We start from the raw sequence: 25074 nt of genomic DNA on the forward strand, positions 1-25074 counted from the left end.
CGCGGCGTCGTGCCGCCCTTCCCGCTTACGCCAGCGAGCTGCTCAGCAGCGCCTGCGCCTGCAGATATTCGGGCTGCACGATCAGCTTGTCCCATTTGAGCGCCTTGCCGCGCCCGCGCATCCGCTTGATGCGTCGCACCGACTCGGCCGACGCATGTGCCTTCAGCCCGTTCAGCACGACCTCGGCCGCGTCCGGCTGGTTGCACACGAGCACCATGTCGCAGCCGGCAGCAAGCGCCGCGTCGGCTGCCTGCGTGAGCGTGCCGCCTTCGCGCGCCGCTTCCATCGACAGGTCGTCGCTGAAGATCGCGCCGGTGAAACCCAGCCGCCCGCGCAGAATGTCCTGCAGCCACACGCGCGAGAAGCCCGCCGGCCGCTTGTCGACCTGCGTGTAGATCACGTGTGCAGGAATCACCGCGGACAGCGACAGGCCGAGCCAGTCGTACGGCGCGACATCCTGCTTGAGGATCGCGTCGAGCGAGCGGTCGTCGGTCGGCAACGCGACGTGCGAATCGGCCTCCGCGAAACCGTGCCCCGGAAAATGCTTGCCGCAGTTCGCCATGCCGGCGAGCGACAGCCCGTGGTTCAGGCTCTTCGCGAGCAGCGTGACGACGCGTGGATCGCGGTGGAACGCGCGATCGCCGATCACCTTCGAGTGCCCGTAGTCGAGATCGAGCACGGGCGTAAAGCTCATGTCGATTCCGCATGCGCGCAACTCGGCGGCCAGGATGTAGCCGACCGCCGTCGCGACCTTCATCGCGAGCAGCACGTCGCGGTCCCACAGGTCGCCGAGGCGACGCATCGCGGGCAAGACCGTGAAACCATCCGTGCGGAACCGCTGCACGCGGCCGCCCTCGTGATCGACGGCGATCAGGATGTCCTCGCGAACCGCGCGGATCGAATCGGTCAGCGCGGTCAGCTGCGCGCGGTTCTGGAAGTGCCGCGCGAACAGGATCACGCCGCCGGTGTTCGGATGCGCAAGGCGCCGCGCATCGTCGCGCGACAGGGCCGTGCCGACGACGTCGAGCATGACCGGGCCGGGAGTCGTTTTCATCGAATCGGGAAGTCCGTCAGGGAGTGGTTCGGGAAACAGGTACAGGCGGAGCGGCGTCCGTCTCGGCGACCACGAACGACACCGCATAGTCGCGTTCGTCGCTGACCGTCACGCGTGCCGTGATGCCGCGCGCGGCAAGCCAGTCGGCCAGTTCGCCCGACGCGACGACATACGGCTCGCCGCTGCGTTGATTGAGGGTCTGCAGCGCGCGCCACGTCATCGGCCAGTGCATGCCGAGGCCGATCGCCTTCGAGAACGCTTCCTTCGCGGAAAAGCGCGTCGCGAGAAACGCGATGCCGCGCGCCTCGGAACGCGCGCGGCGCGCGTGAAACACGCGCAGTTCGTCGGGGCCGAGCACCTTCTCGGCAAACCGGCCGCCCGTGCGTTCGAGCACGGCCGCGATGCGGCTCACCTGGACGATATCGGTGCCGATGCCGTAGATCGCCATGTCAACACCCGCCGTGTTGCATCGACGCTGCGGGATGACGAGCGAAGCGCGTGCGCACCGGCGTCATCGTCAGCGCGCGCCGCCGTGCAGTGCGGCGACACGCGCCGCGACCATGATCGCTTTCATCTCGCGCACCGCGTTGTCCCAGCCCGCGAAAATCGCGTGCGCGACAAGCGCGTGGCCGATGTTCAGCTCGACGATGCCATCGATCGCGGCGATCTGCTGCACGTTCGTGTAGTGCAGACCGTGACCGGCGTTGACCTTCAGGCCCAGTTGCGCGCCGACCTGCACGCCCGCGACGATGCGCTCGTACTCGCGCTGCTGCTCGGCTTCGTCGTGCGCCTCGGCATAGCGGCCCGTATGGAGCTCGACGACCGGCGCGCCGGCTTCGTGCGCCGCGCGGATCTGCGTCTCGTCCGGGTCGATGAACAGCGACACGCGCACGCCAGCGTCGGCAAGCTGCTTGCACGCCGCGCGCACGGCCTCGAAGCGGCCGGCGACGTCGAGACCGCCTTCGGTCGTCAGTTCCTCGCGCTTCTCGGGCACGAGGCATGCGTCGTGCGGACGCACTTCGCATGCGATGTCGAGCATCTCGGCCGTCACCGCACATTCGAGATTCATCCGCGTCTTCAGCAGCGGGCGCAGCTTGCGCACGTCCGCATCGACGATGTGACGGCGATCCTCGCGCAGGTGCAGCGTGATCGCGTCCGCGCCGGCCTCTTCGGCGGCGAGTGCCGCGCGGATCGGATCGGGATAGGTCGTGCCGCGCGCGTTGCGCAGCGTCGCGACGTGGTCGATGTTCACGCCGAGGTCGATGACGGTGGGCGTTGTCAGGAAGAAGCTCATAGATTTTGCAGGTCGATCAGGATCTGACGCGTGGCGAGCGGCGTACCGCCGAGATAAGTGTTCAGCAGGAAGCGCATCAGCGTCTTGCTTTGCGCGACCGTCTGGGCTCGATGGTAATCGTCCTGCTCCATGTCGAGCAACGTCTGTCCGGCAATCACCGGCCAGTGCGACGGTACGTCGTCGCCCGCATTGCGCACGCCGCGCTCGGGATCGAACACGTACCGGCCATCGGGCTCGACTGCACGGCGCGCGACCGTGCGGTTCAACGCCATCGCATAACCGGTCTCGCGCAGCAGCACGCGCTCGAACGAACGCAGCACCTGCACCGCGGGTTCGCCGTGCGCGAGACGCGTGAGCGTCAGCACGTAATGATTGAAGAGCGGCGGCTGAGGATCCTCGCGCGCGCAGAATTTGACGAGCAGTTCGTTCGCATAGAAGCCGCACAGCAGCCCTTCGCCGCCGAGCGGCAGCATGCCGCCCACCCACTCGGCGCCCGTCAGCGTACGGACTTCGGCTTTGCCCGACCACGACAGCAAGAGCGGCTGGAAGGTCTGCAGCACACCGCGCAGCGCGGAGTGCGGGCGCTTCGCGCCCTTCGCGACGAGTGCCAGCCGGCCGTGATCGCGCGTGAGCACGTCGATGATCAGGCTCGTTTCGCGGTACGGATAGCTGTGCAGCACGAACGCCGGCTGCTCGGCGACGCGGAAATCGGACGTGCGAGACGTCGCACGCCGCGCCTTGCGGCGCGGCGGTTCAGGCGGTGCCGGCAGCGGCGCGTCGTTCGCGCCGGCCGTCACCGCGTCTTCGGTCGACGTCAGCGCGTCATTCGTACCCATAGGCGCGCAGCCCCGCCTCGTTGTCGGCCCAGCCGCTCCTCACCTTCACGAAGGTCTCGAGGTACACCGGGCCGTCGAACAGCTTTTCCATGTCCATCCGCGCTTCGGTGTTGATCTGCTTGAGCTTCTCGCCCTTCTTGCCGATCACCATCGCCTTGTGCGAATCCCGCTCGACGAGGATCGTCGCGAAGATGCGCTTCAGACGCCCTTCCTCCTCGAACTTGTCGATCATGACGGTGCTCGTGTACGGCAATTCGTCGCCGGTCCAGCGGAACACCTTCTCGCGCAGGATTTCGGCCGCGAGGAAGCGCGAGCTGCGGTCGGTCAGCTCGTCCTCGCCGTAGATCGGCGCGCCTTCCGGCAAATACGGCTTGATCGTCTCCAGCAGGCGCTTGATGTCTTCCGGCTTCTGCGCGGACAGCGGCACGAGCTCGGCGAATTCGCGCAGCGCGCTCATCTTCTGCATGAACGGGAACAGCGACGCCTTGTCGGTCACGCGGTCGATCTTGTTCGTGATCAGCAGCGTCGGCATGCCGGGCGGGATCAGGTCGAGCACCTTCTGGTCGTCCGGCCCGAAACGGCCGGCCTCGATCACGAACAGGATCAGGTCGACCGACGTGAGCGTCGACGTGACCGCGCGGTTCAACGAGCGGTTCAGCGCGGTGCTGTGACGGGTCTGGAAACCCGGCGTGTCGACGAACACGAACTGCGCGTCGTCGAACGTGTTGATGCCGGTGATGCGGTGGCGGGTCGTCTGCGCCTTGCGCGACGTGATGCTGATCTTCTGGCCGACGAGTGCGTTCATCAACGTCGACTTGCCGACGTTCGGGCGGCCCACGATCGCGATCATGCCGCAACGGAAACCGGTAGGAGCGGGAGTGTTCATATCGTTTGGGAGACAGGTTCAGAACCGGCCGCGCGGCGCGCGGCACGATCGATGGGCAATTCAGTGGTCGGCATCGGCCACGCGCGCCTGCGCGGCGGCGAGGCTCGCGCCGCCCGGCGGCGTATCGGTGTCGGGCGACGCGGGATCGCGAACGCGCAACGTCGGACGCGAAGCGGGGTCGGAACCGGCCGGCTTGTCAGCGGACGGCGTCGCGGTATCGGTCGTCTGGCCCGCCTGCCCCGTCGGCTTGTCAGCAGCTCGGGGAGCGGCTTCCGCGGGGTTGTACACCGCGCGCGATCCGGCTTCGCCGCGATCGGCTGCCGGCTTCGCCGGCCGGTCGGTCTTGTCCGACGCCGTTTCCACGTGGGATGCGCGAATCGCCGCCATCGGCGCCTGGGCCGGACGCTCGGTCGACTCCGCGCCGGCCTCGACCGCCGTCTTCGTGTCGCGCGCGGCCGCGCGTTCCTTGCGCTCAGGCGAGCGCAGGTCGAGCGCTTCCTGCACGCCCTTCACGCCCGGCACGATTTCGGGCTCGACATGCTTGGAGCCGCGCGCGTTCTTCGAACGCTTCGGCTTCGACGCCAGCATCGGCGCGGCCGCCAGCACCTCGTCGAGGGCCTTCTTCGCGGCAGCCTGCTCGGCCGCACGCCGGCTCGCGCCGGAACCCGACACCTTCACGTCGAGCTTCGGCACCGTACATTCAACCTCGAACTGCTGATTGTGCGCCGCACCATGCGTGGCGACGACCGTATAGGTCGGCAGCGCGATCTTGTGCCCCTGCAGGTACTCCTGCAGCAGCGTCTTCGCGTCCTTGCCGAGCGTGCGCGGATCGATGTGGTCGAGAATCGGCACGTAGAGCCGCTTGATGACCCCTTGGGCGGCTTCGAAGCCGCCATCGAGGAATACGGCCCCGATGATGGCTTCGAATGCGTCCGCGAGGATCGACGGGCGACGGAAGCCGCCGCTGCGCAGTTCGCCCTCGCCCAACCGCAACCCTTCCGAAATATTCAGGGCCTGAGCGATTTCATACAGCGACTGCTGCTTGACGAGATTGGCGCGCACGCGCGACAGGTCACCTTCGTCCAGCTTGCTGAAACGCTGGAACAAAAGGGCGGCCACCGCGCAATTCAGAACGGAATCGCCGAGAAACTCGAGCCGTTCGTTGTGCGTGGCACTGTGACTACGATGGGTCAAAGCCTGGCGCAACAATTCCGCATTGCGAAATTCGTAGCGCAGCCGGCTTTCCAGCTGGGATAGGGGCATGACAGGAGTATAACGCGGGCGCCGGTCGGGCCGAAACGGCGCGGCCGGACGCGAAAAGGCGTGACGAGGCGGTGTTACCGCCGGTTCTTAAAGTAGTTCGGCAATACGCGACGCGGCCCGTGCATCGCGTATTGCGCATGAGTCGAAAAACGCGATCAGTGGAAAGTGCCGATGCGCTTCAGATCGCTGAAGTTCATCCAGATGAAGAACGCGCGACCGACGATGTTGTTGTCCGGCACGAAACCCCAGTAGCGGCTGTCCGCGCTGTTGTCGCGGTTGTCGCCCATCATGAAGTAGTGACCCGGCGGCACCTTGCAGATCACGCCGCGGCTGTTGTACGTGCAGTTGTCGCGATACGGATAATCGTAGGCGCCCATCACGAACGGCGGCACGGCGGGATTGTTCAGGATTGCGTTCTTCTTCGTGCCGATCGTTTCCTCGAACTGCTTCGCGTAACTCTGACGCTCGTCGTCGAAGAAATCGGGCAGCGGCGTTTCGGGCACCGGCTGGCCGTTGATCGTCAGTTGCTTGTCCTGGTAAGCAATCGTGTCGCCCGGCAGGCCGATCACGCGCTTGATGTAGTCGACCGACTCGTCCTTCGGATAGCGGAACACGACGACGTCGCCGCGCGACAGCGGGCTGCCCTGCGTGATCTTCGTGTTCGTGATCGGCAGACGCAGACCGTATTCGAACTTGTTCACCAGGATAAAGTCGCCGACGAGCAGCGTCGGCACCATCGAGCCCGACGGAATCTTGAACGGCTCGACGACGAACGAACGCACGACGAACACCGCGAGAATCACCGGGAAGAAGCTGGCCGTGTACTCGAGCCACCACGGCTGACGCAGCTTCTCGTCGCGCAGCTTCGAACGCGTCTGCACCGCATTTTCATCCGCGAAACGCTTGTCGACGCGAGACTGCTGACGATCGAACTCCTCGATCGCCACGTCGGCCGCCTTGCGTCGCCGCGGCAGAAACACCAGTTTGTCCAACACCCACGCCACGCCCGTCACGACGACGAGCACAAAAAGAATCAGCGCAAAATTCATAAAAGGATCAGTCCTGTTATTTGTCTTCGACGCGCAAGATCGCGAGGAACGCTTCCTGCGGGATCTCGACCGAACCCACCTGCTTCATGCGTTTCTTACCTTCTTTCTGCTTCTCGAGCAGTTTCTTCTTTCGCGAGATGTCGCCGCCATAGCACTTCGCGAGCACGTTCTTGCGCAGCGCCTTGATGTTCTCGCGTGCGACGATGTGCGCGCCGATCGCGGCCTGGATCGCCACGTCGTACATCTGGCGCGGGATGATCTCGCGCATCTTCGCGGCCACTTCGCGACCGCGATACTGCGACTGCGACCGGTGCACGATGATCGACAGCGCATCGACCTTGTCGCCGTTGATCAGCATGTCGACCTTCACGACGTCCGACGAACGGTATTCCTTGAACTCGTAGTCCATCGACGCATAGCCGCGCGACACCGACTTCAGGCGATCGAAGAAGTCGAGCACGATCTCGGCCATCGGGATTTCGTACGTGAGCTGCACCTGGCGGCCGTGATACTGCATGTTGATCTGCGAGCCGCGCTTCTGCTCGCACAGCGTGATCACGGAGCCGACATAGTCCTGCGGCATGTACAGGTTCACGGTGACGATCGGCTCGCGAACCTCCGCGATGCGGCCGGGCTCCGGCATCTTCGCCGGGTTCTCGACCATGATCGTCGAGCCGTCGCTCCGCACCACTTCATAGACGACCGTCGGTGCGGTCGTGATGAGGTCCATGTCGAACTCGCGCTCGAGCCGCTCCTGCACGATTTCCATGTGCAGCAGCCCGAGGAAGCCGCAGCGGAAACCGAAGCCGAGTGCCTGCGACACTTCCGGCTCGTACTGCAGCGATGCGTCGTTGAGCTTCAGCTTCTCGAGCGATTCGCGCAGCGCGTCGTACTGGTTCGCCTCGACCGGATAGAGGCCCGCGAACACCTGCGGCTTCACTTCCTTGAAGCCCGGCAGCGGCTCGGCGGCGGCCTTGGTCGCGTGCGTGACCGTATCGCCGACCTTCGCGGCCGTCAGCTCCTTGATGCCGGCGATGATGAAGCCCACCTGCCCGGCCGACAGCGAATCGAGATTGCGCGACTTCGGCGTGAACACGCCGACATGCTCGACCGGATACTGCGCGCCGGTCGCCATCATCTTGATCTTGTCCTTCGGACGCAGCGTGCCGTTGACGATACGCACGAGCATCACGACGCCGACGTAGTTGTCGAACCACGAGTCGATGATCAGCGCCTGCAGCGGCGCAGCCGGATCGCCCTTCGGCGGCGGCACCTTCGCGATCAGCGATTCGAGCACGTCCTCGACGCCGAGACCCGTCTTCGCGCTACAGCGCGTCGCGTCGGTCGCGTCGATGCCGATCACGTCCTCGATCTCCTCGATCGCATTCTCGGGGTTGGCGGCCGGCAGGTCGATCTTGTTCAGCACGGGCACGACTTCGACGCCGAGCTCGATCGCCGTGTAGCAGTTCGCGACCGTCTGCGCTTCGACGCCCTGGCTCGCGTCGACCACGAGCAGCGCGCCCTCGCACGCGGACAGCGAGCGGCTGACTTCGTACGAGAAGTCGACGTGCCCCGGCGTATCGATCAGGTTGAGGTTGTAGACCTTGCCGTCGCGGGCGCGATAGGACAATGCCGCCGTCTGCGCCTTGATCGTGATGCCGCGCTCGCGCTCGATATCCATCGAGTCGAGCACCTGCGCTTCCATTTCACGGTCGGCGAGGCCGCCGCATACCTGGATGATGCGATCCGCGAGTGTCGACTTGCCATGGTCGATGTGCGCGATGATCGAGAAATTGCGAATATGATCCATTCAGTGCCGATCAAGCGAAAAAGGCGCGCTCGACGACTGCGGAGCACGCCTTGTAAGTCGGTGAAAAAACGGCTTATTTTAGCCGAAAAGGCCTTTGCCGGGCGGTAATTTGGGACGCCGGGCGACGCGCGCCCGGTAACGGCTTCCCGGTGAGAGGCCAATGCTGCTGTCCTTCATAGCGAAAACGCGCCGCTCGAAGCAGTGCCACATCAGGCGATCGAGTCAGCTTCAGCGCCGGGCCGCGAGCGCGTCGCGCACCCTTTCCTCGTCGAAGCGATGCCGGCACACTTCCGTGCCGTCGAGCAGCAGCACGGGCACGTCCTCGTCATAGCGGGCAACGAGCGCCGGATCGGCGTCGATGTCGACATAGTCGACCGCGACGCCGAATTCGGCCGCGACCGGCGCCAGCGCGTCGCGCATGTCGTCGCACAAATGGCACCAGCCGCGGCCGTAAAGCGTGAACATCGGTGCGTTACTTCTGAGTCGGGCGCGGCCGCACCGGCACGAACTGCGTGTTGTCGCCGCGTCGCACGAGCACCGCGACCGCCTTCTGCGAATCGAGTTGCGCGGTCACTTCGGCGAACTGCTTCGCACTGGTGATGTCGGTGTCACCGACACGCAGCACGATGTCGCCACGCTGCAGGCCCGCACGGGCTGCCGGACCGTCGACGCCGTCGATCTGCACGCCGTTCTTCAGCTTCAGCGACTTCATCTGATCCGCCGAAATGTCGCTGACCGTCAAGCCGAGCGAGTTGGCCTGACGCGGCTTCTGCGGCGCGTTCTTGCGCTGTTCTGCCTTCGCCGTCGTCTCCGCCGGCGTCTCTGCGATCGTGATCGGCAGATCGCGCGCCTGACCCTTGCGCCACACGCTGACGGTCGCCTTGGTGCCCGGCTTCGTGTCGCCGACCATGCGCGGCAGATCCGACGCCGTATCGACCGACCGGCCGTTGAACTTCAGGATGATGTCGCCCGGCTGGATGCCCGCCTTGTCGGCCGGCCCGCCCGGCTCGACGCTGCTGACGAGCGCGCCTTCCGCCTTGGGCAGCCCGATCGAATCGGCCACGTCCTTCGTCACCTCGCCGATCGCTACCGCGATCCGGCCACGCGTGACCTTGCCCGTCGCCTTCAGCTGGTCGGCCACGCGCATCGCCTCGTCGATCGGAATCGCGAACGAAATGCCCATGAAACCGCCGGTACGGCTGTAGATCTGCGAGTTGATGCCGATCACTTCGCCCTGCATGTTGATCAGCGGGCCGCCCGAGTTGCCGGGGTTCACGGCGACATCGGTCTGGATGAACGGCAGGTAGTCGCCGGTGTTGCGGCTCTTCGAGCTGACGATGCCGGCCGTCACGGTGTTGTCGAGGCCGAACGGCGAACCGATCGCGACGACCCACTCGCCGACGCGCACCTTGTTCGAATCGCCGATCGCGACGATCGGCAGGTTCGATGCCTGGATCTTCACGACGGCGATGTCCGTGCGGTCGTCGACGCCGATCAGCTTCGCCTTGAATTCGCGCTTGTCGGTCAGCGTCACATAGATCGTGTCCGCATCGTCGACGACGTGCGCATTGGTCATCACGTAGCCGTCTGCCGACACGATGAAGCCGGAGCCGACGCCGCGATTCTGTTCGGCATCGGGCGGATTGTCGGGCGCCGGCGCATCTTTCGGGTTGCCGCTGCCGCTGCCGTTACCACTGCCGTTGCCGGGCGCCTGCGGCAACGGAATGCCGAAGAAGCGCCGGAAGAATTCCGACATGTCGCCGTTGTCGAAGCCGGGCGGGAGCGCGCCGCGCGGGCCGGCGATCGGCACGTTCGCGGTGGTCCGGATGTTCACGACGGCCGGACCGACCTTTTCGACCAGGTCGGCGAAGTCCGGAAGGCTGGCGGCCGGAGCCGTAGCCGCGACCGCGGTATGCGGGACGAGCGGCAGGCAGGCGCACAGCGCCGCCGCCGCGAGCCAGTTGCGCAGCGTGAGTTTCGTCATGTCGGAAGCCGAAGCGTTACTTGGAAGCCTTGTATTCTATGGCAGACACGAACTGCTGCAACGTAGCCGGCGGCACTTCGCCGAGCACGGTGATCCAGTAGTCGCCGCGGCGCTTCACGAGAACGTGCGTCGCGCCGGTGCTTCCCGCGCCTTCCTTGCGCGTGTTCTTCTCGGCCGGCTCGATGAAAACGGAGATCGTTGCGAGTCCGTCGGTGAAGACGGCCTGATCCACCGGAATCGGCGGATCGCCCGCGTCGCGCGCGGCCATCGGCCGGCGCACTTCGCGAATCTTCTGGAAGCCGGCGACGTTCGGTGCGATCTGCCAGCCCTGCGCTTCCATGTCGACCGTCGCGACCGGCGGACGGACGACCGTCCAGCCGCCCAGGTTGCGGATTCCGGCGGCGATCGACGACTTGTCGCCCGCCGTGCCGCCCGTCTGCACTTGCGAGAATGCGATCTGCTCGAGCACGTGGTCGCTCGCGTCGAGCGTCTGCGAGCGCAGCAACAGCCCGGTGCGGGCGTCGGCCCACAGCTTGTACGTGAAGCGGTATGCGTCCTTCGGCACGAGCTCGACGACCTGCGCGTCGATCCCTGCCACGCGGTCCTTGCCGAGCGGTTTCGCGTCGTAGACGGACATCACGTGTTCGCCGCTCGCGCCGAGCAGCGCCGGGAACGAGTCGCGCGTCTGGCGGCGCTCGACCACGCACAGCTTGCGCTCCGGCACGAACGTGTAGAGCTCGTCGTTATGCCGCAGGACCTTGCGCGGCTTGCCGTCGAGCGTTTCGATACGCTCGAACTCGCCGTCGCGGGACGAGACGTGCGCAATACGCGACGACTGCACATATCCGCCGCGCTGATAGACGAACGTCCCCTCGTAGTTCTGCTGCTGCGCCGCCTGCTGGATGCGGTCGAGCCAGTCCGCCGCACCCTTGCGGGTCGCGACGGGATCGTCCGGTTGCTGGGCGCTGGCAGGAAGGGATTGAACGGACAACAGGGCGGCTGCGCAAAGCAGGAGGGCCGGCAGCCGCTTCCATCCGGAGATGGCTTGATTCAACTGCAATGTCCGCATCGGGTTTATTGGCCTGGCGTGGTGGTCACGGCAGCGCGGATCAGCGGCATCGAACCCGTGACGACGGGTTGCTGCGCGAATTGCTGGTGCGCTTCAAGGTATTGGTCGAGCGTAGCGTCGCGGATGATGTTGACGTCCTGCAGGCCCGGCTGAGCCGATGCCTGCGCGACCGTCACGCGCTGCAGGTTGCCGTCCTGCGGCGCGCCGACCGACGCGACCTGAACGGCGCCCGGCGCACCGGCCGTCTGCATCTGCGGGACGACGATCCACGTCAGTGTGGCTGCAGCGGCCGCCACCGCGAACGCGGGCACGACACGCCGGCGCAGCGACAACAGCTTGCGCGCGACCGGCGCGGCGGCCGGCGCGAGCAGGTGCGGCTCGCTTTCGAGCGCGGCCGACATGCGCGCGGTGAACGCAACGCTCAGCGCGGGCGACAGCGCGAGCTCGTCCGAGCGCAGCGCATCGCCGATCAAGTGGTAATGGGCCCATGCCGCGCGATCCGCGCGGTCGAACTCAGCCAGAAACTGCCCGTGATCCAGGCCGTCGAACAGTTCACCGTCGACCAGAGCGGAAAGGCGCTCGCCGCGCGAGCACGTCTGCGACTGCGTATTGACCGACCCCATGATGCTCCCCATCTTGCACACACCCCGTCGTGATGCCACGACTCTATCCGTAACTAGACCCCGACCCGCGTCGATGCACCCATCGCGCTTACCAGCGCTTGCCTTCGGGCGTATCGAGCAGCGGACGCAATTTCGCAGCGATTGCCTCGCGTGCCCGGAAGATGCGCGACCGGACCGTCCCGATCGGACAGCCCATCATTTCCGCGATCTCTTCGTAGCTCAGGCCCTCGATCTCGCGCAGCGTAATCGCCTGGCGCAGTTCTTCGGGCAGGAGGGCCATTGCAGCGTTGACCGTCTCCGCAATCTGCTTGCTCATCAACATCGACTCAGGCGTGTTGATATCCCTTAGTTGGTCTGCGTCGGAGAAAGTTTCCGCTTCCTCTGCATCGGCCTCGGTCGACGTCGGTGCCCGACGGCCTTGCGTCGCAAGGTAGTTCTTCGCCGTATTGACGGCAATCCGGTACAACCACGTGTAAAACGCCGACTCGCCGCGAAATTGCGGCAGCGCACGATACGCCTTGATGAACGCGTCCTGGGCCACATCCTCGACCTCGGCGGGATCCCGCACGAGGCGCGAGATCAGCCGGATGATCTTGCGGTGGTATTTGGAGACCAGGAGTTCGAACGCTGCCTTGTCGCCTTTCTGTACGCGCTCGACCAGAGCCTGATCGATTTCTTTTTCACTCACCTGACAAATCCATTAACTAGGGATGCAACGCGGAGCGTTATTGTAGCGTTCCGGCGCCGGGCGCTGGTTACGGTCGGTAACTGCGCCGCCGTCATGCCCGCCCCGCCGTGCCCGCGGTTCGCGCCAGCACGGACAGCGCGCTGAACGACGCGGCGTCGAGCGCGTCGGCCGGAATCAGCAGCGGCCGTGCGCGTCGGGCACCCTGCCCGACCGACAGCACGAGCAGCAGACTGCTCCAGTGTGCATGACCCGTCACGCGACCGCGCGCCAGTAGCCGCCCACTGCGGCCAAAGGCCGCAATCTCCCCAAATGCATCGATCCGCAGCTCGGCCGGCAGCCGACGGGCGCAGGCCCGCGCAGCACACACGGCAAGCAGCGCGGCCGTCGCCGCGGATACGCATGCGCCTGCGGCAGCGCCCGCCCGCGGCGCCCAGAACAGGTACGCGGACGCGGCAGCCGCCGCGACGAACGCAGCCAGCACGACATACGAAACGGCCGAGGCCCGCAGCGCAAAACGCTGCGGACGCCCGGCCGGCGCATCGAATGGACTCGTCAAGCGATTCTGCTTCAGACGCGCTTGAACACCAGCGTGCCGTTGGTACCGCCGAAGCCGAAGTTGTTCTTCACGGCCACGTCGATCTTCATGTCACGCGCGGTGTTCGCGCAGTAATCGAGATCGCACTCGGGGTCCTGGTTGAAGATGTTGATGGTCGGCGGCGACACGTTGTTGTGCAGCGCCAGCACCGTGAACACCGATTCGAGGCCGCCCGCGCCACCCAGCAGGTGACCCGTCATCGACTTCGTCGAGTTCACGACGAGCTTGTACGCGTGCTCGCCGAAGGCCGCCTTCACCGCATCGGACTCGTTCTTGTCGCCGAGCGGCGTCGACGTGCCGTGCGCGTTCAGGTACTGGACCTCGTCCGCGTTCACGCCGGCGTCGCGCAGTGCCGCAACCATGCAGCGGCGCGGGCCGTCCATGTTCGGCGCGGTCATGTGGTACGCATCGCCCGTCATGCCGAAGCCCGAGACTTCCGCATAGATCTTCGCGCCGCGTGCCTTTGCCGCTTCGTACTCTTCCAGCACCATCACGCCCGAGCCTTCGCCCAGCACGAAGCCGTCGCGATCCTTGTCCCACGGACGCGATGCCGTCGCCGGATCGTCATTGCGGGTCGACAACGCACGCGCTGCCGCGAACCCGCCGATGCCGAGCGGCGACACCGTCGATTCGGCACCGCCCGCGACCATCACGTCGGCGTCGCCGGCCTGAATCAGCCGTGCAGCGAGACCGATGCTGTGCAGGCCGGTCGTGCAGGCCGTCACAGTCCCGAGGTTCGGGCCTTTCAGGCCAAACATGATACTCAGGTGGCCCGAGATCATATTGATGATCGAGCCTGGCACGAAGAACGGCGAAATCCGGCGCGCACCGCGATCGATGTAGGTCTGGTGCGTGTCTTCGATCATCGGCAAGCCGCCGATGCCGGAGCCGACCAGCACACCGATGCGTTCCGCATTGGCTTCGGTCACTTCCAGCCCGCTGTCCCGGATTGCCTGGACGCCGGCTGCGATGCCGTAATGGATGAACGTATCCATGTTGCGGGCTTCCTTCGCCGGGATGTACTCCTCGGCGCTGAAACCCTTCACCTCGCCCGCGAAATGCACGGCGAGGTTCGACGGATCGAACTTCGTGACGGTGGCGATGCCGGACTTGCCGGCGACGAGATTGGCCCAGCCGTCGGCAACATTATTGCCAACAGGCGAAATCAGCCCCAGGCCTGTAACGACAACACGACGGCGGCTCACGGTAACCTCTTTTCCATTGGATGACAAAAACAAAAGCCACAGTGGCCGCAGGAACCAGCCCTGCGAGCCCTGTGGCTGTTAGTCCGTCCGGCGCGGTTGCCGGCAGGATGGCGCGTCAAACGCGAAGATCGCGGCGACGTGGCAGACGAGCGCGAAGCGCGCTTACGCCTTGACGTTTGCGCGAGCGTAGTCGATCGCTTGCTGAACCGTCGTGATCTTCTCTGCTTCTTCGTCCGGGATTTCCATGCCGAACTCATCTTCCAGAGCCATCACCAGTTCAACGGTGTCGAGCGAGTCTGCGCCGAGGTCGTTCACGAACGAAGCTTCGTTCTTGATTTCGGCTTCTGCGACGCCCAGTTGCTCGGCGACGATCTTCTTGACACGTTGTTCGATGTTATCCATTACCCCTCCGAGGGAAAGTTCAGATTTACAAGTGCGCGCATTTTATCAGGTTTGCTGACGCCAAAACGCGCGTTGGCTTGATGGTCGATCAAGCGCCGATCCGCCTGAAAAACGGGATACGGCGCGGATGGTAAACGAAAACCGTTACGACATGTACATGCCGCCGTTCACGTGCAGCGTCGTGCCGGTGATGTAACCGGCTTGCGGCGATGCGAGGAACGCGACGGCATGGGCGATGTCTTCCGGGCTGCCGAGGCGGCCAAGCGGAATCTGGGTCTTGAGCGCGGCCTGCTGTTCTTCCGGCAGCGTCTTCGTCATGTCGGTGTCGATGAAGCCCGGCGCGACGCAGTTCACCGTGATGCCACGGCTGCCGATTTCGCGCGCCAGCGCGCGGGTCATGCCCGCGACGCCGGCCTTCGCGGCCGCGTAGTTGACCTGACCCGGGTTGCCGGCCGAGCCGACCACCGACGTGATGTTGATGATGCGGCCGCCGCGTGCCTTCATCATCGGGCGCAGCACTGCGCGCGACAGGCGGAACACCGACTTCAGGTTGGTGTCGATCACCGCGTCCCAGTCCTCGTCCTTCATCCGCATCGCGAGCTGATCCTGCGTGATCCCGGCGTTGTTGACGAGCACGTGGAGCGCGCCGAATTCCTTCACGGTCGCGTCGATCAGCGCCTCGGCTGCTGCCGCGTCGTTGACGTTCAGCACCGCGCCGCGGCCCGTCACGCCCGCTTCCGCGAACCCGGCGGTAATCGCGGCAGCGCCCGATTCGCTCGTCGCCGTGCCGATCACCGTCGCGCCCAGGCGCGCCAGTTCGATCGCAATCGCCCGGCCGATGCCGCGCGATGCGCCGGTCACGATCGCGACCTGTTTATCGAGAGTCTTTTCCATGAATCGAATATCCGTCTCTTGAGGAAAGGCGCCGCGTCAGGCGGCCGTCAGCTTGAGCGCTTCTTCGAGCGACGCCGGATCGAACACCGATGCGCCGACCAGGTTGCCGTCGATGCGCTTGGTCAGGCCTGCCAGCACCTTGCCCGGACCGCATTCGATCACGTGCGTGACGCCCGTACCCGCGATGTGCTGCACGCACTCGACCCAGCGCACCGGGCCTGCGGCCTGGCGCACCAGCGCGTCCTTGATCGCGGCCGGATCGCTGACCACCGCGACGTCGATGTTATTGACGACCGGAATCAGCGGCGCCTTCACGTCGACGTTCGCGAGATAGTCGCGCAGCTGATCCGACGCCGGCTTGAGCAGCGACGAATGGAACGGTGCCGAGACCGGCAGCGGCAGCGCGCGCTTCGCGCCCTTCGCCTTCGCGATCTCGCACGCCTTCTCGACGGCCGCCTTCGCGCCCGCGATCACGACTTGCGCCGGCGCGTTGAAGTTCACCGCTTCGACCACGCCCGCTGCCGCGGCTTCGGCGCACACCGCGCGCACCGTGTCGTCGTCGAGGCCGAGGATCGCGGCCATGCCGCCCTGGCCGACCGGCACGGCCGTCTGCATTGCCTGCGCACGGAAGCGCACCAGCGGCACCGCGTCCTTGAACGCGATCGCGCCGGCCGCGACGAGCGCCGTGTATTCGCCGAGGCTGTGGCCCGCGACGATCGACGGCGCCGGGCCGCCTGCCTGCTGCCATGCGCGGTAGCACGCGTACGCGGCCGTCAGCATCACGGGCTGCGTGTTGGTGGTCAGATTCAGTTCTTCGGCCGGACCTTCGGCGATCAGCTTGCCGAGATCCTGATTGAGTGCATCGGATGCTTCCTGGAGCGTCTCGCGCACGACGGCCAGATCGGCGAATGCGTTGAGCATGCCGACCGCCTGCGAGCCCTGCCCCGGAAAAACGAATGCAAATTTCATATCGTCCCCAATTGAATCGATTCGGACGGCGCGCGCGAACGGCGCGCCGGTTCGGGATCCGCGCGCAGCAAACGCGCGCTGCGGATCAGAAGCGGAAGACCGACGCGCCCCAGGTGAAGCCGCCGCCGACGCCCTCGATCAGCACGTGCTGACCGCGCTGGATGCGGCCGTCGCGCACCGCCGTGTCGAGCGCCAGCGGGATCGACGCAGCCGACGTATTGCCGTGCTGATCGACCGTCACGACCATGCGTTCCTGCGGCAGGCCGAGCTTGCGGCAGGTGCTGGTCATGATGCGGATGTTGGCCTGGTGCGGAATCAGCCAGTCGACTTGCTCGGGCGCGAGATTCGCCTTGGCGAGCGCCTCGATCGCGACCTTCTCGAGCACGTTGACCGCGAGCTTGAACACGGCCTGCCCGTCCATGTACAGGAACGCGCTGCCGTCGATCACGCCGCGATTGACGTTGCCCGGGGTGCAGAGGATGTGCGAATAGCTGCCGTCGGCGTGCAATGCGCTGCCGAGCACGCCCGGCTCTTCCGATGCGGACAGGATCACCGCGCCCGCGCCGTCGCCGAACAGCACGCAGGTCGTGCGGTCCTTGAAGTCGAGAATGCGCGAGAACGTCTCCGCGCCGATCACCAGCGCCGTACGGTGCTGGCCGCTGCGGATGAAGCTGTCGGCCGTCGCCATCGCATAGGCGAAACCGGAGCACACGGCCTGCACGTCGAACGCCGCGCCGCCGTTCTTGATCCCGAGCTTGTTCTGCAGCAGGCACGCCGTGCTGGGGAACACGAAATCGGGGGTCGAAGTCGCGACAATGATCAGATCGATCGACTGCGGATCGATGTCGGCCGCCGCGATCGCGCGCCGCGACGCTTCGAGCGCGAGATCGCTCGTCGTGACGTCCGGTGCGGCGAAATGGCGCGCATGGATGCCCGTGCGCGCAACGATCCACTCATCGCTCGTCTCGATGCCTTCCTTCGCGAGACGCTCGGCGAGCTGCTGGTTCGTGACGCGGTCGGGCGGCAGATAGCTACCCGTGCCGAGCACGCGGGAATAGAGAGTCGATTGGGCCATTTATGCTTTAGAGGATTGCGCAGCGGAAGGTTCAGCGTGATGGCCTGCTGCCGGGCTCGTCTGGCCCGCGCTGCCCGCGTCGTGTTCGCCGTCGCCGAGCGACACCGAATTGTCCGCCATCGCGCGCGTGAGGCGCTCCAGCACGCCGTTTTTGACGGCATCATACCCGCGTTTGATCGCCCACTCAAACGCGTAGGCATCGGCCGAACCGTGGCTTTTAATCACGAGACTCTTCAGCCCCAGGAGCGCCGCCCCGTTGTACTGGCGATGGTCGACGCGCTTCTTGAAGCGCATCAGCACCGGCAGCGCGAGCAGCGCCATGAACTTCGACATCAGCGAACGGCCGAACTCCTCGCGGATGATGTCGGACAGCATCTGCGCGAGCCCCTCGGACGTCTTCAGCGCGACGTTGCCGACGAAGCCGTCGCAGACGATCACGTCGACCGTACCCTTGTAGATGTCGTTGCCTTCGACGTTGCCGCGGAAATTCAGCGTACTGGCGCGCAGCAGTTCGCCTGCGCGCTTGATCGTCTCGTTGCCCTTGATGACCTCTTCGCCGATGTTCAGCAGGCCGATCGTCGGACGCTCCTTGCCTTCGAGCGCGGCGACGAGCGCATGCCCCATCTCCGCGAACTGCAGCAAGTGCTGCGGCTCGCAGTCGACGTTCGCACCAAGGTCCAGCATCATCGTGTAGCCGGTCGGGTTCGGCAAAGCGAACGCGATCGCAGGCCGCTCGATGCCGGGCAGCGTCTTGAGCACATAACGGGAAACGGCCATCAGCGCGCCGGTATTGCCGGCGGAGATACAGGCCTGGGCCGCGCCTTCCTTGACGTGGTTGAGCGCGACGCGCATCGAAGAATCTTTCTTCTTGCGCAGCGCCACTTCCACGGGATCGTCCATCGCCACGACTTCGGTGGCGGGCACGATGGTCAGCGCGGGATCGTCGAGGGCTTTCAGCTTTTTCAGCTGAGCGCGAATCGCGCTTTCGATGCCGACGAGCATCAGGTGCGCATCGGGATGCGCGCGGACGAACTTGACTGCCGCGGGAACGGTCACGGACGGGCCGTGGTCGCCTCCCATGCAATCGATTGTGAGCTTTACGGTCATGGAATGCGACGAATTTCAGGCACAAAAAAGCGGCAGTTGAATGCCGCCTTTTTGTTGCGCCAGGAAAGTGTCAAGCGAACCAGTTGTCACGCGAACGGCGAGCGTAGCGCGCAACGCGTGACTTGACGCTTAGTCGTTCTTCGTCTTGACGACTTTCTTGCCGCGATAGTAGCCGTTCGGGCTGACGTGGTGACGCAGATGCACTTCACCCGTGCTCGGCTCGACTGCCAGCGGCGACGCCGTCAGGAAATCGTGCGAACGATGCATGCCGCGCTTCGACGGCGACTTCTTGTTTTGCTGGACTGCCATGACTAACTCCTAAATAATTTTCCGGATTCTAACACAGCCCGATCCGGCGCTTAACTACCCTGGCCCAAAGCCCTACGCCTTCCCGCGCCACAACTGCTTAGTGTTTCTTGCTGCCGTCCCCGTCCTTCTTCAACGCTTCCAGCGCTGCGAACGGATTCGGCCGTTTGCCTTCGTCCCCGGCTTCCTCGGACTCTTCGTCCGCGTCTTCCAAAGGACCGCTCGCACCCGACACGAGGCTTTCGTGAACTGCCGGGCAAACCTCGTGCCTGGGCACGAGCGGCAACGAAAGCAGCAATTCCTCTTCGATCAAGTCGACGAGATCGAACTGGCGAGAGCCCACGATCACATCGGCTTCATCGTCGTCGAGCGGAAATTCTTCAGCTTCTTCTTCGGTCGCGACGACCCGGTACGTCATGTCGACGTCGAATGCCTGGTCGTACGGCGTCATGCAGCGCTGGCACGTGAGCCACGCCTGGCCGTGCACCGCAAGGCGCAGATACGGCTGCTGCCCATCGGCGCCGTCGTCCTGCAGTTCCTTCTGGGTGAACCCTTCGGCCTGCCACGTGAAGACCGTGTCGCGATCTGGCGCGTCCAGCGGCACTTCGTTTAACATGCGCGGCAGTTGCGAAAGACGCACCGCACCTGCTGCCTGACGCCCGCTGCGGGCGAATTCGAACAGGTCGACCGCGTGCGGATCAAGCGATGCCGCAGGCTTGCCAGAAGAAGTGTTCATATGCGCTCCTGCCTACAGGCTGACTTGCGGATCCGGCTTGGCACCGCGCCATACCGTCGCGCACGGTTCGTACTTTACTTCCGAAGACCCGGCAGGCGCCACCACAACGAAAGCCTGCCGACGAAAAGCGGGAAAGCATACCTGTTTTACCTTTTGCGGTCAATCACTTAAGCTTGCGTCCGCGCAACGCCGCGCCACACCTGACGACTTACCGACCCAACCCACCATGCCGGATACCGTTTGCCGCCCGCCGCGGCTGATTCTCGCCTCCAGTTCCCGATACCGCCGCGCGCTCCTCGAGCGCCTCGGCGTACCGTTCGACGTCGTGTCGCCCGACCTCGACGAAACCCCGCTCGCCGGCGAGACGCCGGCCGCGACCGCGTTGCGCCTCGCCGGTGCGAAGGCGCGCGCCGTCGCCGCGACGATCGACGCGCCGGACGGCGTGCTCGTGATCGGGTCGGACCAGGTCGCGACGTTCGACGGACTGCAGATCGGCAAGCCCGGCACGCATGAGCGCGCACTCGCGCAACTGATGTCGATGCAGGGCCGCGACGTCGAATTCCACAGCGCGCTCAGCCTGTACGACAGCCGCACCGGCGAGACGCAAACCGAGGACGTCGTCACGCACGTGCGCTTTCGCTCGCTGCCCGAAGCCGAACTCGATGCGTATCTCCGCGCGGAAACGCCGTACGACGTCGCCGGCAGCGCAAAATCCGAAGGGCTCGGCATCGCGCTGCTCGACGCGATCGACTCCGACGACCCCACCGCACTCGTCGGCCTGCCGCTGATCGCCCTCACGCGCATGCTGCGCGCCGCGGGCTACCCGTTGTTCGCCAACCATGGAGACCGCGCATGACCGCCGGCACGCTCTACCTCGTCCCGAACACCCTTGGCGAAGGCGATGAATCGATGCTCGCCGCCGTGCTGCCCGCAGCCGTGCAGGCCCGCGCCGGCACGCTCGGCTATTACATTGGCGAAAACGCGAAAACGACCCGCGCGTTCCTGAAGAAGATCGGCACGACGCGGCCGATCCAGGAAATCGAGATCCGCGAGCTGAACGTCAACACGCCGGGCGGCGAGATCGACCGGCTGCTCGCGCCCATCCTGGCCGGCGCAGACGCGGGGCTCGTGTCCGAGGCCGGCTGCCCTGCCGTGGCCGACCCCGGCGCACTGCTGGTGCGCCGCGCGCACGAGCGCGGCGTGAAGGTCGTGCCGCTCGTCGGACCGAGTTCGATCCTGCTCGCGCTAATGGCATCGGGCCTGAACGGCCAGAGTTTCGCGTTCAACGGCTATCTGCCGGTCGATGCGGCCGCGCGCGCGAAACGCCTGCGCGAGCTGGAACAACTGTCACGCAAGGGGCGCCAGACGCAGATCTTCATCGAGACGCCGTACCGGAACCACGCGATGCTCGACACGCTCGTCGCGACGTGCGCGCCGTCGACGCAGATCTGTGTCGCCGCCGATCTGACCCTCGAGACCGAGACGATCGCCAGCCGCTCGGTGGCGGACTGGAAAAAGGCGCCGGCACCAAATCTGCATAAGCGCCCTGCCATCTTCCTCCTGCTCGCCAACTGACGCGGGAAACCGGTGGCGGCACGGCACGGAGCGTATCGCCCCGTTCGCCACTCGCCGTTCAGCGCAGGCTGAACGACGTGCCGCCTGCGGTGAGCGCCTTCATCGCAGCACCGCCGACGGCCGCGCCAAACTTGCGTGCGACGCGGTTCGTCAGGCTTTCCTTCACCGTGTAGTCGACGAGGTCCGGCGCCTTCAGCACGTCGCGCGCGACCGTGTCCGTCGTGCCGTAGCCGTCCGCGAGCCCAAGCTCGACGCTCTTCTCGCCAGTCCAGAACAGCCCCGAGAACATGTCGGGGGTTTCATGCAGCCGCTTGCCGCGGCCATCCTTCACGGCCTTGATGAACTGCGCATGGACCTGGTCGAGCAGTTCCTGTGCGTGAGCGTCCATCTTCGGCGTCTCGGGCGAGAACGGATCGTAGAAGCCCTTGTTTTCGCCCGACGTATGCAGGCGCCGGTCGACGCCGAGCTTGCCCATCAGGCCCGTGAAGCCGAAACCGTCCATCAGCACGCCGATCGAGCCGACGATGCTCGCCTTGTCGACGAAAATCTTGTCGGCGGCCGACGCAATGTAATAGCCGCCCGATGCGCACATGTCGGTCACGACGACGTACAGCGGCTTGCTCGGATACTTCACGCGCAGCCGCCGGATCTCGTCGTAGACCATACCGGCCTGCACCGGGCTGCCGCCCGGGCTGTTGATCCGCAGCACGACGCCAGCCGTGCCGTCGTCGTCGAATGCCGCATCGAGCGCGGTATTGATGTCGTCGGCGTTTGCGTTGGTGCCGGCAGCGATCTCGCCGTCGATCGTCACGAGCGCCGTGTGCCGCCCGCTCGACGAAAACTTCGAATCGGTCGAGAAATCGATCAGCGCAAACGCGAACAGCACGAATACACCGAGGAACGCGAAGCGGAAGAAGATCTTCCAGCGCCGCGCCGCACGCTGCTCCTTCACGGCCGCGAGCGCGATCCGCTCGAGCGCGGCGCGCTCCCAGGTCGGTTCGCGGCTGTCGGGACGGGACGCGGAATCAGGGGAATTCGGGGAATTCGGTTGGTCGGCCATGCAGTGTTGTCGTCAGTCGGTCGTGGCGGGAGGAACCGGCGAGGCGGGATACAGGTCCGCATCGGGCACCCAGAATACCGCACGCCCGTCGGGCGTGTCGCGCTCGTCGACCTCGACCGGCCGCAGGCGGCCGCCGCGGCACGGGCCGCCAACGCATTTGCCGGTGTCCGGCGCATAGATCGCCCCGTGCGTCGCACACATCAGATAGAGGCCGGACGACTCGAAGAACTGTCCTTCGGCCCAGTCGAGCTCCATCGGCACGTGCGCGCAGCGGTTCAGGTAGCCGTACGCGCGACCGTCGTAGCGCACGAAGAATACGACAGCCTGCTCGCCGCGCAGCGTCGCATCGACACGCACGCCGGCGCCGCCGTCGGTCAGCGCGTCGGATGCACACACGCGCACGGCGTCGGGCGCCGTGCTCATGCGTGCTCCCGCAGCCACGCCGTCAGCGCGACGACGTCCGGCGCGACGAAACGCGGCGTCAGCGCAGCCAGCGCGTCGGCCGTGTGCGCGCCGTACGAAACGCCGATGCCCGCGGCCCCCGCGCTCGCGGCCATCTGCAGGTCGTGCGTCGTGTCGCCGATCATCACCGTACGCGCCAGATCCTGCCCCAGTTCGCGCGACAACTCGTGCAGCATCGCCGGATGCGGCTTCGAGAACGTCTCGTCCGCACAGCGCGTCGCATCGAACAGGCTCGTCAGCTTCGACTGGTCGAGTACGCGGTTCAGCCCGACTCGGCCCTTGCCGGTCGCGACCGCGAGCAGGTAACCCGTGTCGCGCAACTCCGCGAGCAGTTCGCGCACGCCGGCGAACAGCTCGATACGCTGGTCGTCCAGCAGATAGTGATAGCGATAGCGCTCGGCCAGCCGCGGATAGTCGGACTGATCGAGGGTCGGAGCGGTAATCTGCAGCGCATCGCGCAGACCGAGACCGATCACGTAACGGGACGCCTCGTCGGAAGGCGTGGGAAGACCGAGATCGCGGCAGGCGGCCTGGATGCTGTGCGCGATGTGCGCAGTCGAATCCATCAACGTGCCGTCCCAGTCGAAGACGATCAGATCAAATTGCTGTCGGGCCATGCGGTTCAGGCGGTATCGCGCAGAGCGCTGAGTTGATCGAGGAAGCGCCTGCATTCGTCCGGCAGCGGCGCGTCGAACTGCAGCGCCTCGCCGGTCAGCGGGTGAGCCAGCCGCAGCCGATGCGCATGCAGGAACATCCGTTTCAGCGACGGCTGCGCGTTCGCGCGCGCCAGCGCCTTGTTCAGTGCGAAATCGCCATACTTGGCGTCGCCGGCGATCGGCAGGCCGAGATGCGCGAGGTGCACACGAATCTGATGGGTCCGACCCGTTTTGAGTTCCGCCTCGACCAGCGCGTAGTCCGGCCAGCTATCGAGCAGGTTGAAGATGGTGTGCGACGGCAGGCCGTCGTCCTGCACGCGCACGCGCCGCTCCCCTTCCGGCGTCGAATACTTGAACAGCGGCGCCTTTACCGCGCGGCGACGGCCCCAGTCGGGCTGCCATTCGCCGTGTCCGCACGCGAAGTAGCGCTTGTCCATCCGGTTTTCGCGGATCTGTTCGTGCAGGCCGACGAGCGCGGTGCGCTTCTTTGCGAGCATCAGGATCCCGGACGTCTCGCGGTCGAGCCGGTGCACGAGTTCGAGGAATTTCGCGTGCGGGCGCGCCCGGCGCATCTGCTCGATCACGCCGAATGCGACGCCGCTGCCGCCATGCACCGCGACACCGGCCGGCTTGTTGATGACGAGCATCGCGTCGTCCTCGTACAGCACGTCGAACTGCGCGGGCGGCACGATCGGCGTGTCGGCGCGCGCGAGGTCGGCTGCCGCCACCCGCACCGGGGGCACGCGGACGACGTCGCCGAACGCGAGACGATACTGCGCATCGACCCGCCCCTTGTTTACCCGAACTTCCCCGCTGCGCAGGATTCGGTAAATATGGCTCTTGGGCACGCCTTTACAGACGCGCAACAGGAAGTTATCAATCCGCTGACCGGCCGAGTTTTCGTCGATCTGAATCATCGATACCTGGCCGCTTGCGACTGAATTCTGGGATATTTTGCCTAACTCATTCATACTGAATATAATTTTGCCCAGCCGGACGTTGAGGGTGGCCTGACAGGCCGGCCCCGACCGAGTCGGGCAAGGCGCAAGCGGAAACCGTTATTTTACTTGCGCCGGGGGTCTGCTGCTCACCCCTAATCAAAGAGATGCAGCAAGTTGCACGCACGGCGCAGCCCGTCGGCAAGGATCGCGCCCACAGGCGGATTCGGTCGGCACCGCGCCGCGGTAACGGAAAGTTGGTTGAAAAGAATTTGATCGGTAGCCCGACGACGCGAAGTGCGTTCGCAGGCTGCCGGTTGCGAAAATTACGGCGTTGCGCCCGATTTGGCCCCGCGAAGCGTGCGGGGCTTGGCGACGTCAAACCAGGGAAGTACACCCCAGGCGGGAAAGTCGGGCTGGATTCGATACTCCCCGCTGCGGCCCAAGCCGCAGCATCTGCCGCCCGTCGGCGCGCGCGACGCATTGCGCGCGCCCCGTGGCAATGCCGGTATCAGGCTTAGCGCGCTTTTGCAGCGTG

General features: G+C 65.6%; 28 protein-coding genes. 2 read left to right on the forward strand and 26 right to left on the reverse strand.

The window, feature by feature from the left end:
* Positions 1-25 precede the first annotated feature (25 nt).
* The 22 genes from nagZ to BX604_RS02000 form a co-directional block, all read right to left on the reverse strand.
* Entirely contained in the window at positions 26-1054 is a 1029-nt protein-coding gene (gene nagZ, locus BX604_RS01895) for a beta-N-acetylhexosaminidase (protein ID WP_098549325.1), read from the reverse strand.
* Positions 1055-1070: 16 nt separating this feature from the next.
* Entirely contained in the window at positions 1071-1502 is a 432-nt protein-coding gene (gene acpS / locus BX604_RS01900) for a holo-ACP synthase (RefSeq protein ID WP_098549326.1), read from the reverse strand.
* Positions 1503-1571: 69 nt separating this feature from the next.
* On the reverse strand, positions 1572-2348 hold the full coding sequence (gene pdxJ / locus BX604_RS01905) for a pyridoxine 5'-phosphate synthase (protein WP_098549327.1): 777 nt from the start codon (positions 2346-2348) through the stop codon (positions 1572-1574).
* Entirely contained in the window at positions 2345-3184 is an 840-nt protein-coding gene (gene recO, locus BX604_RS01910) for a DNA repair protein RecO (protein ID WP_098549328.1), read from the reverse strand. Before recO ends, pdxJ begins: the two co-directional genes overlap by 4 nt.
* Positions 3171-4070 (reverse strand): GTPase Era, encoded by a 900-nt coding sequence (gene era / locus BX604_RS01915; protein ID WP_098549329.1) that lies wholly within the window; start codon positions 4068-4070, stop codon positions 3171-3173. Before era ends, recO begins: the two co-directional genes overlap by 14 nt.
* Before the next feature lie 60 nt (positions 4071-4130).
* Positions 4131-5333: a ribonuclease III gene (gene rnc / locus BX604_RS01920; protein ID WP_098549330.1), complete on the reverse strand. Its 1203-nt coding sequence runs from the start codon at positions 5331-5333 to the stop codon at positions 4131-4133.
* Between the two features lie 155 nt (positions 5334-5488).
* Complete coding sequence (gene lepB, locus BX604_RS01925; protein WP_098549331.1) at positions 5489-6382, reverse strand: signal peptidase I; 894 nt, start codon at positions 6380-6382, stop codon at positions 5489-5491.
* A gap of 16 nt (positions 6383-6398) precedes the next feature.
* Positions 6399-8192 (reverse strand): translation elongation factor 4, encoded by a 1794-nt coding sequence (lepA, locus tag BX604_RS01930; RefSeq protein ID WP_098549332.1) that lies wholly within the window; start codon positions 8190-8192, stop codon positions 6399-6401.
* Positions 8193-8420: 228 nt separating this feature from the next.
* The gene (locus BX604_RS01935) at positions 8421-8657 is read right to left on the reverse strand and encodes a glutaredoxin family protein (protein WP_098549333.1); all 237 of its coding nucleotides are present in this window, start codon (positions 8655-8657) and stop codon (positions 8421-8423) included.
* A 7-nt stretch (positions 8658-8664) separates the two neighbouring features.
* Positions 8665-10176 carry a DegQ family serine endoprotease gene (locus BX604_RS01940; protein WP_098549334.1) on the reverse strand — a complete coding sequence of 504 codons (1512 nt, stop codon included), beginning with the start codon at positions 10174-10176 and terminating at the stop codon, positions 8665-8667.
* A gap of 16 nt (positions 10177-10192) precedes the next feature.
* On the reverse strand, positions 10193-11245 hold the full coding sequence (locus BX604_RS01945) for a MucB/RseB C-terminal domain-containing protein (RefSeq protein ID WP_098549335.1): 1053 nt from the start codon (positions 11243-11245) through the stop codon (positions 10193-10195).
* Positions 11246-11250: 5 nt separating this feature from the next.
* Positions 11251-11868, reverse strand: a complete 618-nt coding sequence (locus BX604_RS01950; RefSeq protein ID WP_098549336.1) for a sigma-E factor negative regulatory protein — start codon at positions 11866-11868, stop codon at positions 11251-11253.
* Positions 11869-11956: 88 nt separating this feature from the next.
* The gene (gene rpoE, locus BX604_RS01955) at positions 11957-12556 is read right to left on the reverse strand and encodes an RNA polymerase sigma factor RpoE (protein WP_006490873.1); all 600 of its coding nucleotides are present in this window, start codon (positions 12554-12556) and stop codon (positions 11957-11959) included.
* A gap of 91 nt (positions 12557-12647) precedes the next feature.
* Positions 12648-13112, reverse strand: a complete 465-nt coding sequence (locus tag BX604_RS01960; RefSeq protein WP_098549337.1) for a protein YgfX — start codon at positions 13110-13112, stop codon at positions 12648-12650.
* Between the two features lie 11 nt (positions 13113-13123).
* Positions 13124-14356 (reverse strand): beta-ketoacyl-ACP synthase II, encoded by a 1233-nt coding sequence (gene fabF, locus BX604_RS01965; RefSeq protein WP_098549338.1) that lies wholly within the window; start codon positions 14354-14356, stop codon positions 13124-13126.
* 162 nt (positions 14357-14518) lie between these two features.
* Positions 14519-14758 carry an acyl carrier protein gene (acpP, locus tag BX604_RS01970; RefSeq protein ID WP_004197638.1) on the reverse strand — a complete coding sequence of 80 codons (240 nt, stop codon included), beginning with the start codon at positions 14756-14758 and terminating at the stop codon, positions 14519-14521.
* A gap of 144 nt (positions 14759-14902) precedes the next feature.
* Positions 14903-15652: a 3-oxoacyl-ACP reductase FabG gene (gene fabG / locus BX604_RS01975; protein ID WP_098549339.1), complete on the reverse strand. Its 750-nt coding sequence runs from the start codon at positions 15650-15652 to the stop codon at positions 14903-14905.
* 36 nt (positions 15653-15688) lie between these two features.
* Positions 15689-16621 (reverse strand): ACP S-malonyltransferase, encoded by a 933-nt coding sequence (gene fabD / locus BX604_RS01980; RefSeq protein ID WP_098549340.1) that lies wholly within the window; start codon positions 16619-16621, stop codon positions 15689-15691.
* Between the two features lie 85 nt (positions 16622-16706).
* Complete coding sequence (locus BX604_RS01985; RefSeq protein ID WP_098549341.1) at positions 16707-17696, reverse strand: beta-ketoacyl-ACP synthase III; 990 nt, start codon at positions 17694-17696, stop codon at positions 16707-16709.
* Positions 17697-18803 (reverse strand): phosphate acyltransferase PlsX, encoded by a 1107-nt coding sequence (plsX, locus tag BX604_RS01990; protein WP_098549342.1) that lies wholly within the window; start codon positions 18801-18803, stop codon positions 17697-17699.
* 129 nt (positions 18804-18932) lie between these two features.
* Positions 18933-19112: a 50S ribosomal protein L32 gene (gene rpmF / locus BX604_RS01995; protein WP_047900174.1), complete on the reverse strand. Its 180-nt coding sequence runs from the start codon at positions 19110-19112 to the stop codon at positions 18933-18935.
* Between the two features lie 97 nt (positions 19113-19209).
* Positions 19210-19845 carry a DUF177 domain-containing protein gene (locus BX604_RS02000; RefSeq protein WP_098549343.1) on the reverse strand — a complete coding sequence of 212 codons (636 nt, stop codon included), beginning with the start codon at positions 19843-19845 and terminating at the stop codon, positions 19210-19212.
* A gap of 226 nt (positions 19846-20071) precedes the next feature.
* On the opposite strand from BX604_RS02000, the gene BX604_RS02005 reads away from it, so the two are divergent.
* Together BX604_RS02005 and BX604_RS02010 are read left to right on the forward strand one after the other, a co-directional pair.
* Complete coding sequence (locus BX604_RS02005) at positions 20072-20701, forward strand: Maf-like protein (RefSeq protein ID WP_098549344.1); 630 nt, start codon at positions 20072-20074, stop codon at positions 20699-20701.
* On the forward strand, positions 20698-21420 hold the full coding sequence (locus tag BX604_RS02010; RefSeq protein WP_098549345.1) for an SAM-dependent methyltransferase: 723 nt from the start codon (positions 20698-20700) through the stop codon (positions 21418-21420). The genes BX604_RS02005 and BX604_RS02010 overlap by 4 nt, the downstream gene beginning before the upstream one ends.
* A gap of 58 nt (positions 21421-21478) precedes the next feature.
* On the opposite strand, the gene BX604_RS02015 is transcribed toward BX604_RS02010, so the two are convergent.
* The 4 genes from BX604_RS02015 to BX604_RS02030 are packed head-to-tail and all read right to left on the reverse strand — an operon-like array spanning position 21479 to position 24569.
* Complete coding sequence (locus BX604_RS02015; RefSeq protein WP_098549346.1) at positions 21479-22480, reverse strand: S49 family peptidase; 1002 nt, start codon at positions 22478-22480, stop codon at positions 21479-21481.
* 12 nt (positions 22481-22492) lie between these two features.
* Positions 22493-22903: a Rieske (2Fe-2S) protein gene (locus BX604_RS02020; RefSeq protein WP_098549347.1), complete on the reverse strand. Its 411-nt coding sequence runs from the start codon at positions 22901-22903 to the stop codon at positions 22493-22495.
* Positions 22900-23559: an HAD-IA family hydrolase gene (locus tag BX604_RS02025; RefSeq protein WP_098549348.1), complete on the reverse strand. Its 660-nt coding sequence runs from the start codon at positions 23557-23559 to the stop codon at positions 22900-22902. The genes BX604_RS02020 and BX604_RS02025 overlap by 4 nt, the downstream gene beginning before the upstream one ends.
* A 5-nt stretch (positions 23560-23564) precedes the next feature.
* On the reverse strand, positions 23565-24569 hold the full coding sequence (locus BX604_RS02030) for an RluA family pseudouridine synthase (RefSeq protein WP_098549349.1): 1005 nt from the start codon (positions 24567-24569) through the stop codon (positions 23565-23567).
* Positions 24570-25074: the final 505 nt, after the last annotated feature.

The organism is Burkholderia sp. JKS000303 (assembly GCF_002563755.1).
GTDB classification, from domain to species: Bacteria; Pseudomonadota; Gammaproteobacteria; order Burkholderiales; family Burkholderiaceae; genus Burkholderia; species Burkholderia anthina_B.

Coding starts and splice junctions, on each gene's coding strand:
- nagZ (WP_098549325.1), bottom strand. CDS start 1,054: ATGAAAACGACTCCCGGCCCGGTCATGCTCGACGTCGTCGGCACGGCC.
- acpS (WP_098549326.1), bottom strand. CDS start 1,502: ATGGCGATCTACGGCATCGGCACCGATATCGTCCAGGTGAGCCGCATC.
- pdxJ (WP_098549327.1), bottom strand. CDS start 2,348: ATGAGCTTCTTCCTGACAACGCCCACCGTCATCGACCTCGGCGTGAAC.
- recO (WP_098549328.1), bottom strand. CDS start 3,184: ATGGGTACGAATGACGCGCTGACGTCGACCGAAGACGCGGTGACGGCC.
- era (WP_098549329.1), bottom strand. CDS start 4,070: ATGAACACTCCCGCTCCTACCGGTTTCCGTTGCGGCATGATCGCGATC.
- rnc (WP_098549330.1), bottom strand. CDS start 5,333: ATGCCCCTATCCCAGCTGGAAAGCCGGCTGCGCTACGAATTTCGCAAT.
- lepB (WP_098549331.1), bottom strand. CDS start 6,382: ATGAATTTTGCGCTGATTCTTTTTGTGCTCGTCGTCGTGACGGGCGTG.
- lepA (WP_098549332.1), bottom strand. CDS start 8,192: ATGGATCATATTCGCAATTTCTCGATCATCGCGCACATCGACCATGGC.
- BX604_RS01935 (WP_098549333.1), bottom strand. CDS start 8,657: ATGTTCACGCTTTACGGCCGCGGCTGGTGCCATTTGTGCGACGACATG.
- BX604_RS01940 (WP_098549334.1), bottom strand. CDS start 10,176: ATGACGAAACTCACGCTGCGCAACTGGCTCGCGGCGGCGGCGCTGTGC.
- BX604_RS01945 (WP_098549335.1), bottom strand. CDS start 11,245: ATGCGGACATTGCAGTTGAATCAAGCCATCTCCGGATGGAAGCGGCTG.
- BX604_RS01950 (WP_098549336.1), bottom strand. CDS start 11,868: ATGGGGTCGGTCAATACGCAGTCGCAGACGTGCTCGCGCGGCGAGCGC.
- acpP (WP_004197638.1), bottom strand. CDS start 14,758: ATGGATAACATCGAACAACGTGTCAAGAAGATCGTCGCCGAGCAACTG.
- fabG (WP_098549339.1), bottom strand. CDS start 15,652: ATGGAAAAGACTCTCGATAAACAGGTCGCGATCGTGACCGGCGCATCG.
- fabD (WP_098549340.1), bottom strand. CDS start 16,621: ATGAAATTTGCATTCGTTTTTCCGGGGCAGGGCTCGCAGGCGGTCGGC.
- BX604_RS01985 (WP_098549341.1), bottom strand. CDS start 17,696: ATGGCCCAATCGACTCTCTATTCCCGCGTGCTCGGCACGGGTAGCTAT.
- plsX (WP_098549342.1), bottom strand. CDS start 18,803: ATGACCGTAAAGCTCACAATCGATTGCATGGGAGGCGACCACGGCCCG.
- rpmF (WP_047900174.1), bottom strand. CDS start 19,112: ATGGCAGTCCAGCAAAACAAGAAGTCGCCGTCGAAGCGCGGCATGCAT.
- BX604_RS02000 (WP_098549343.1), bottom strand. CDS start 19,845: ATGAACACTTCTTCTGGCAAGCCTGCGGCATCGCTTGATCCGCACGCG.
- BX604_RS02005 (WP_098549344.1), top strand. CDS start 20,072: ATGCCGGATACCGTTTGCCGCCCGCCGCGGCTGATTCTCGCCTCCAGT.
- BX604_RS02010 (WP_098549345.1), top strand. CDS start 20,698: ATGACCGCCGGCACGCTCTACCTCGTCCCGAACACCCTTGGCGAAGGC.
- BX604_RS02015 (WP_098549346.1), bottom strand. CDS start 22,480: ATGGCCGACCAACCGAATTCCCCGAATTCCCCTGATTCCGCGTCCCGT.
- BX604_RS02020 (WP_098549347.1), bottom strand. CDS start 22,903: ATGAGCACGGCGCCCGACGCCGTGCGCGTGTGTGCATCCGACGCGCTG.
- BX604_RS02025 (WP_098549348.1), bottom strand. CDS start 23,559: ATGGCCCGACAGCAATTTGATCTGATCGTCTTCGACTGGGACGGCACG.
- BX604_RS02030 (WP_098549349.1), bottom strand. CDS start 24,569: ATGAATGAGTTAGGCAAAATATCCCAGAATTCAGTCGCAAGCGGCCAG.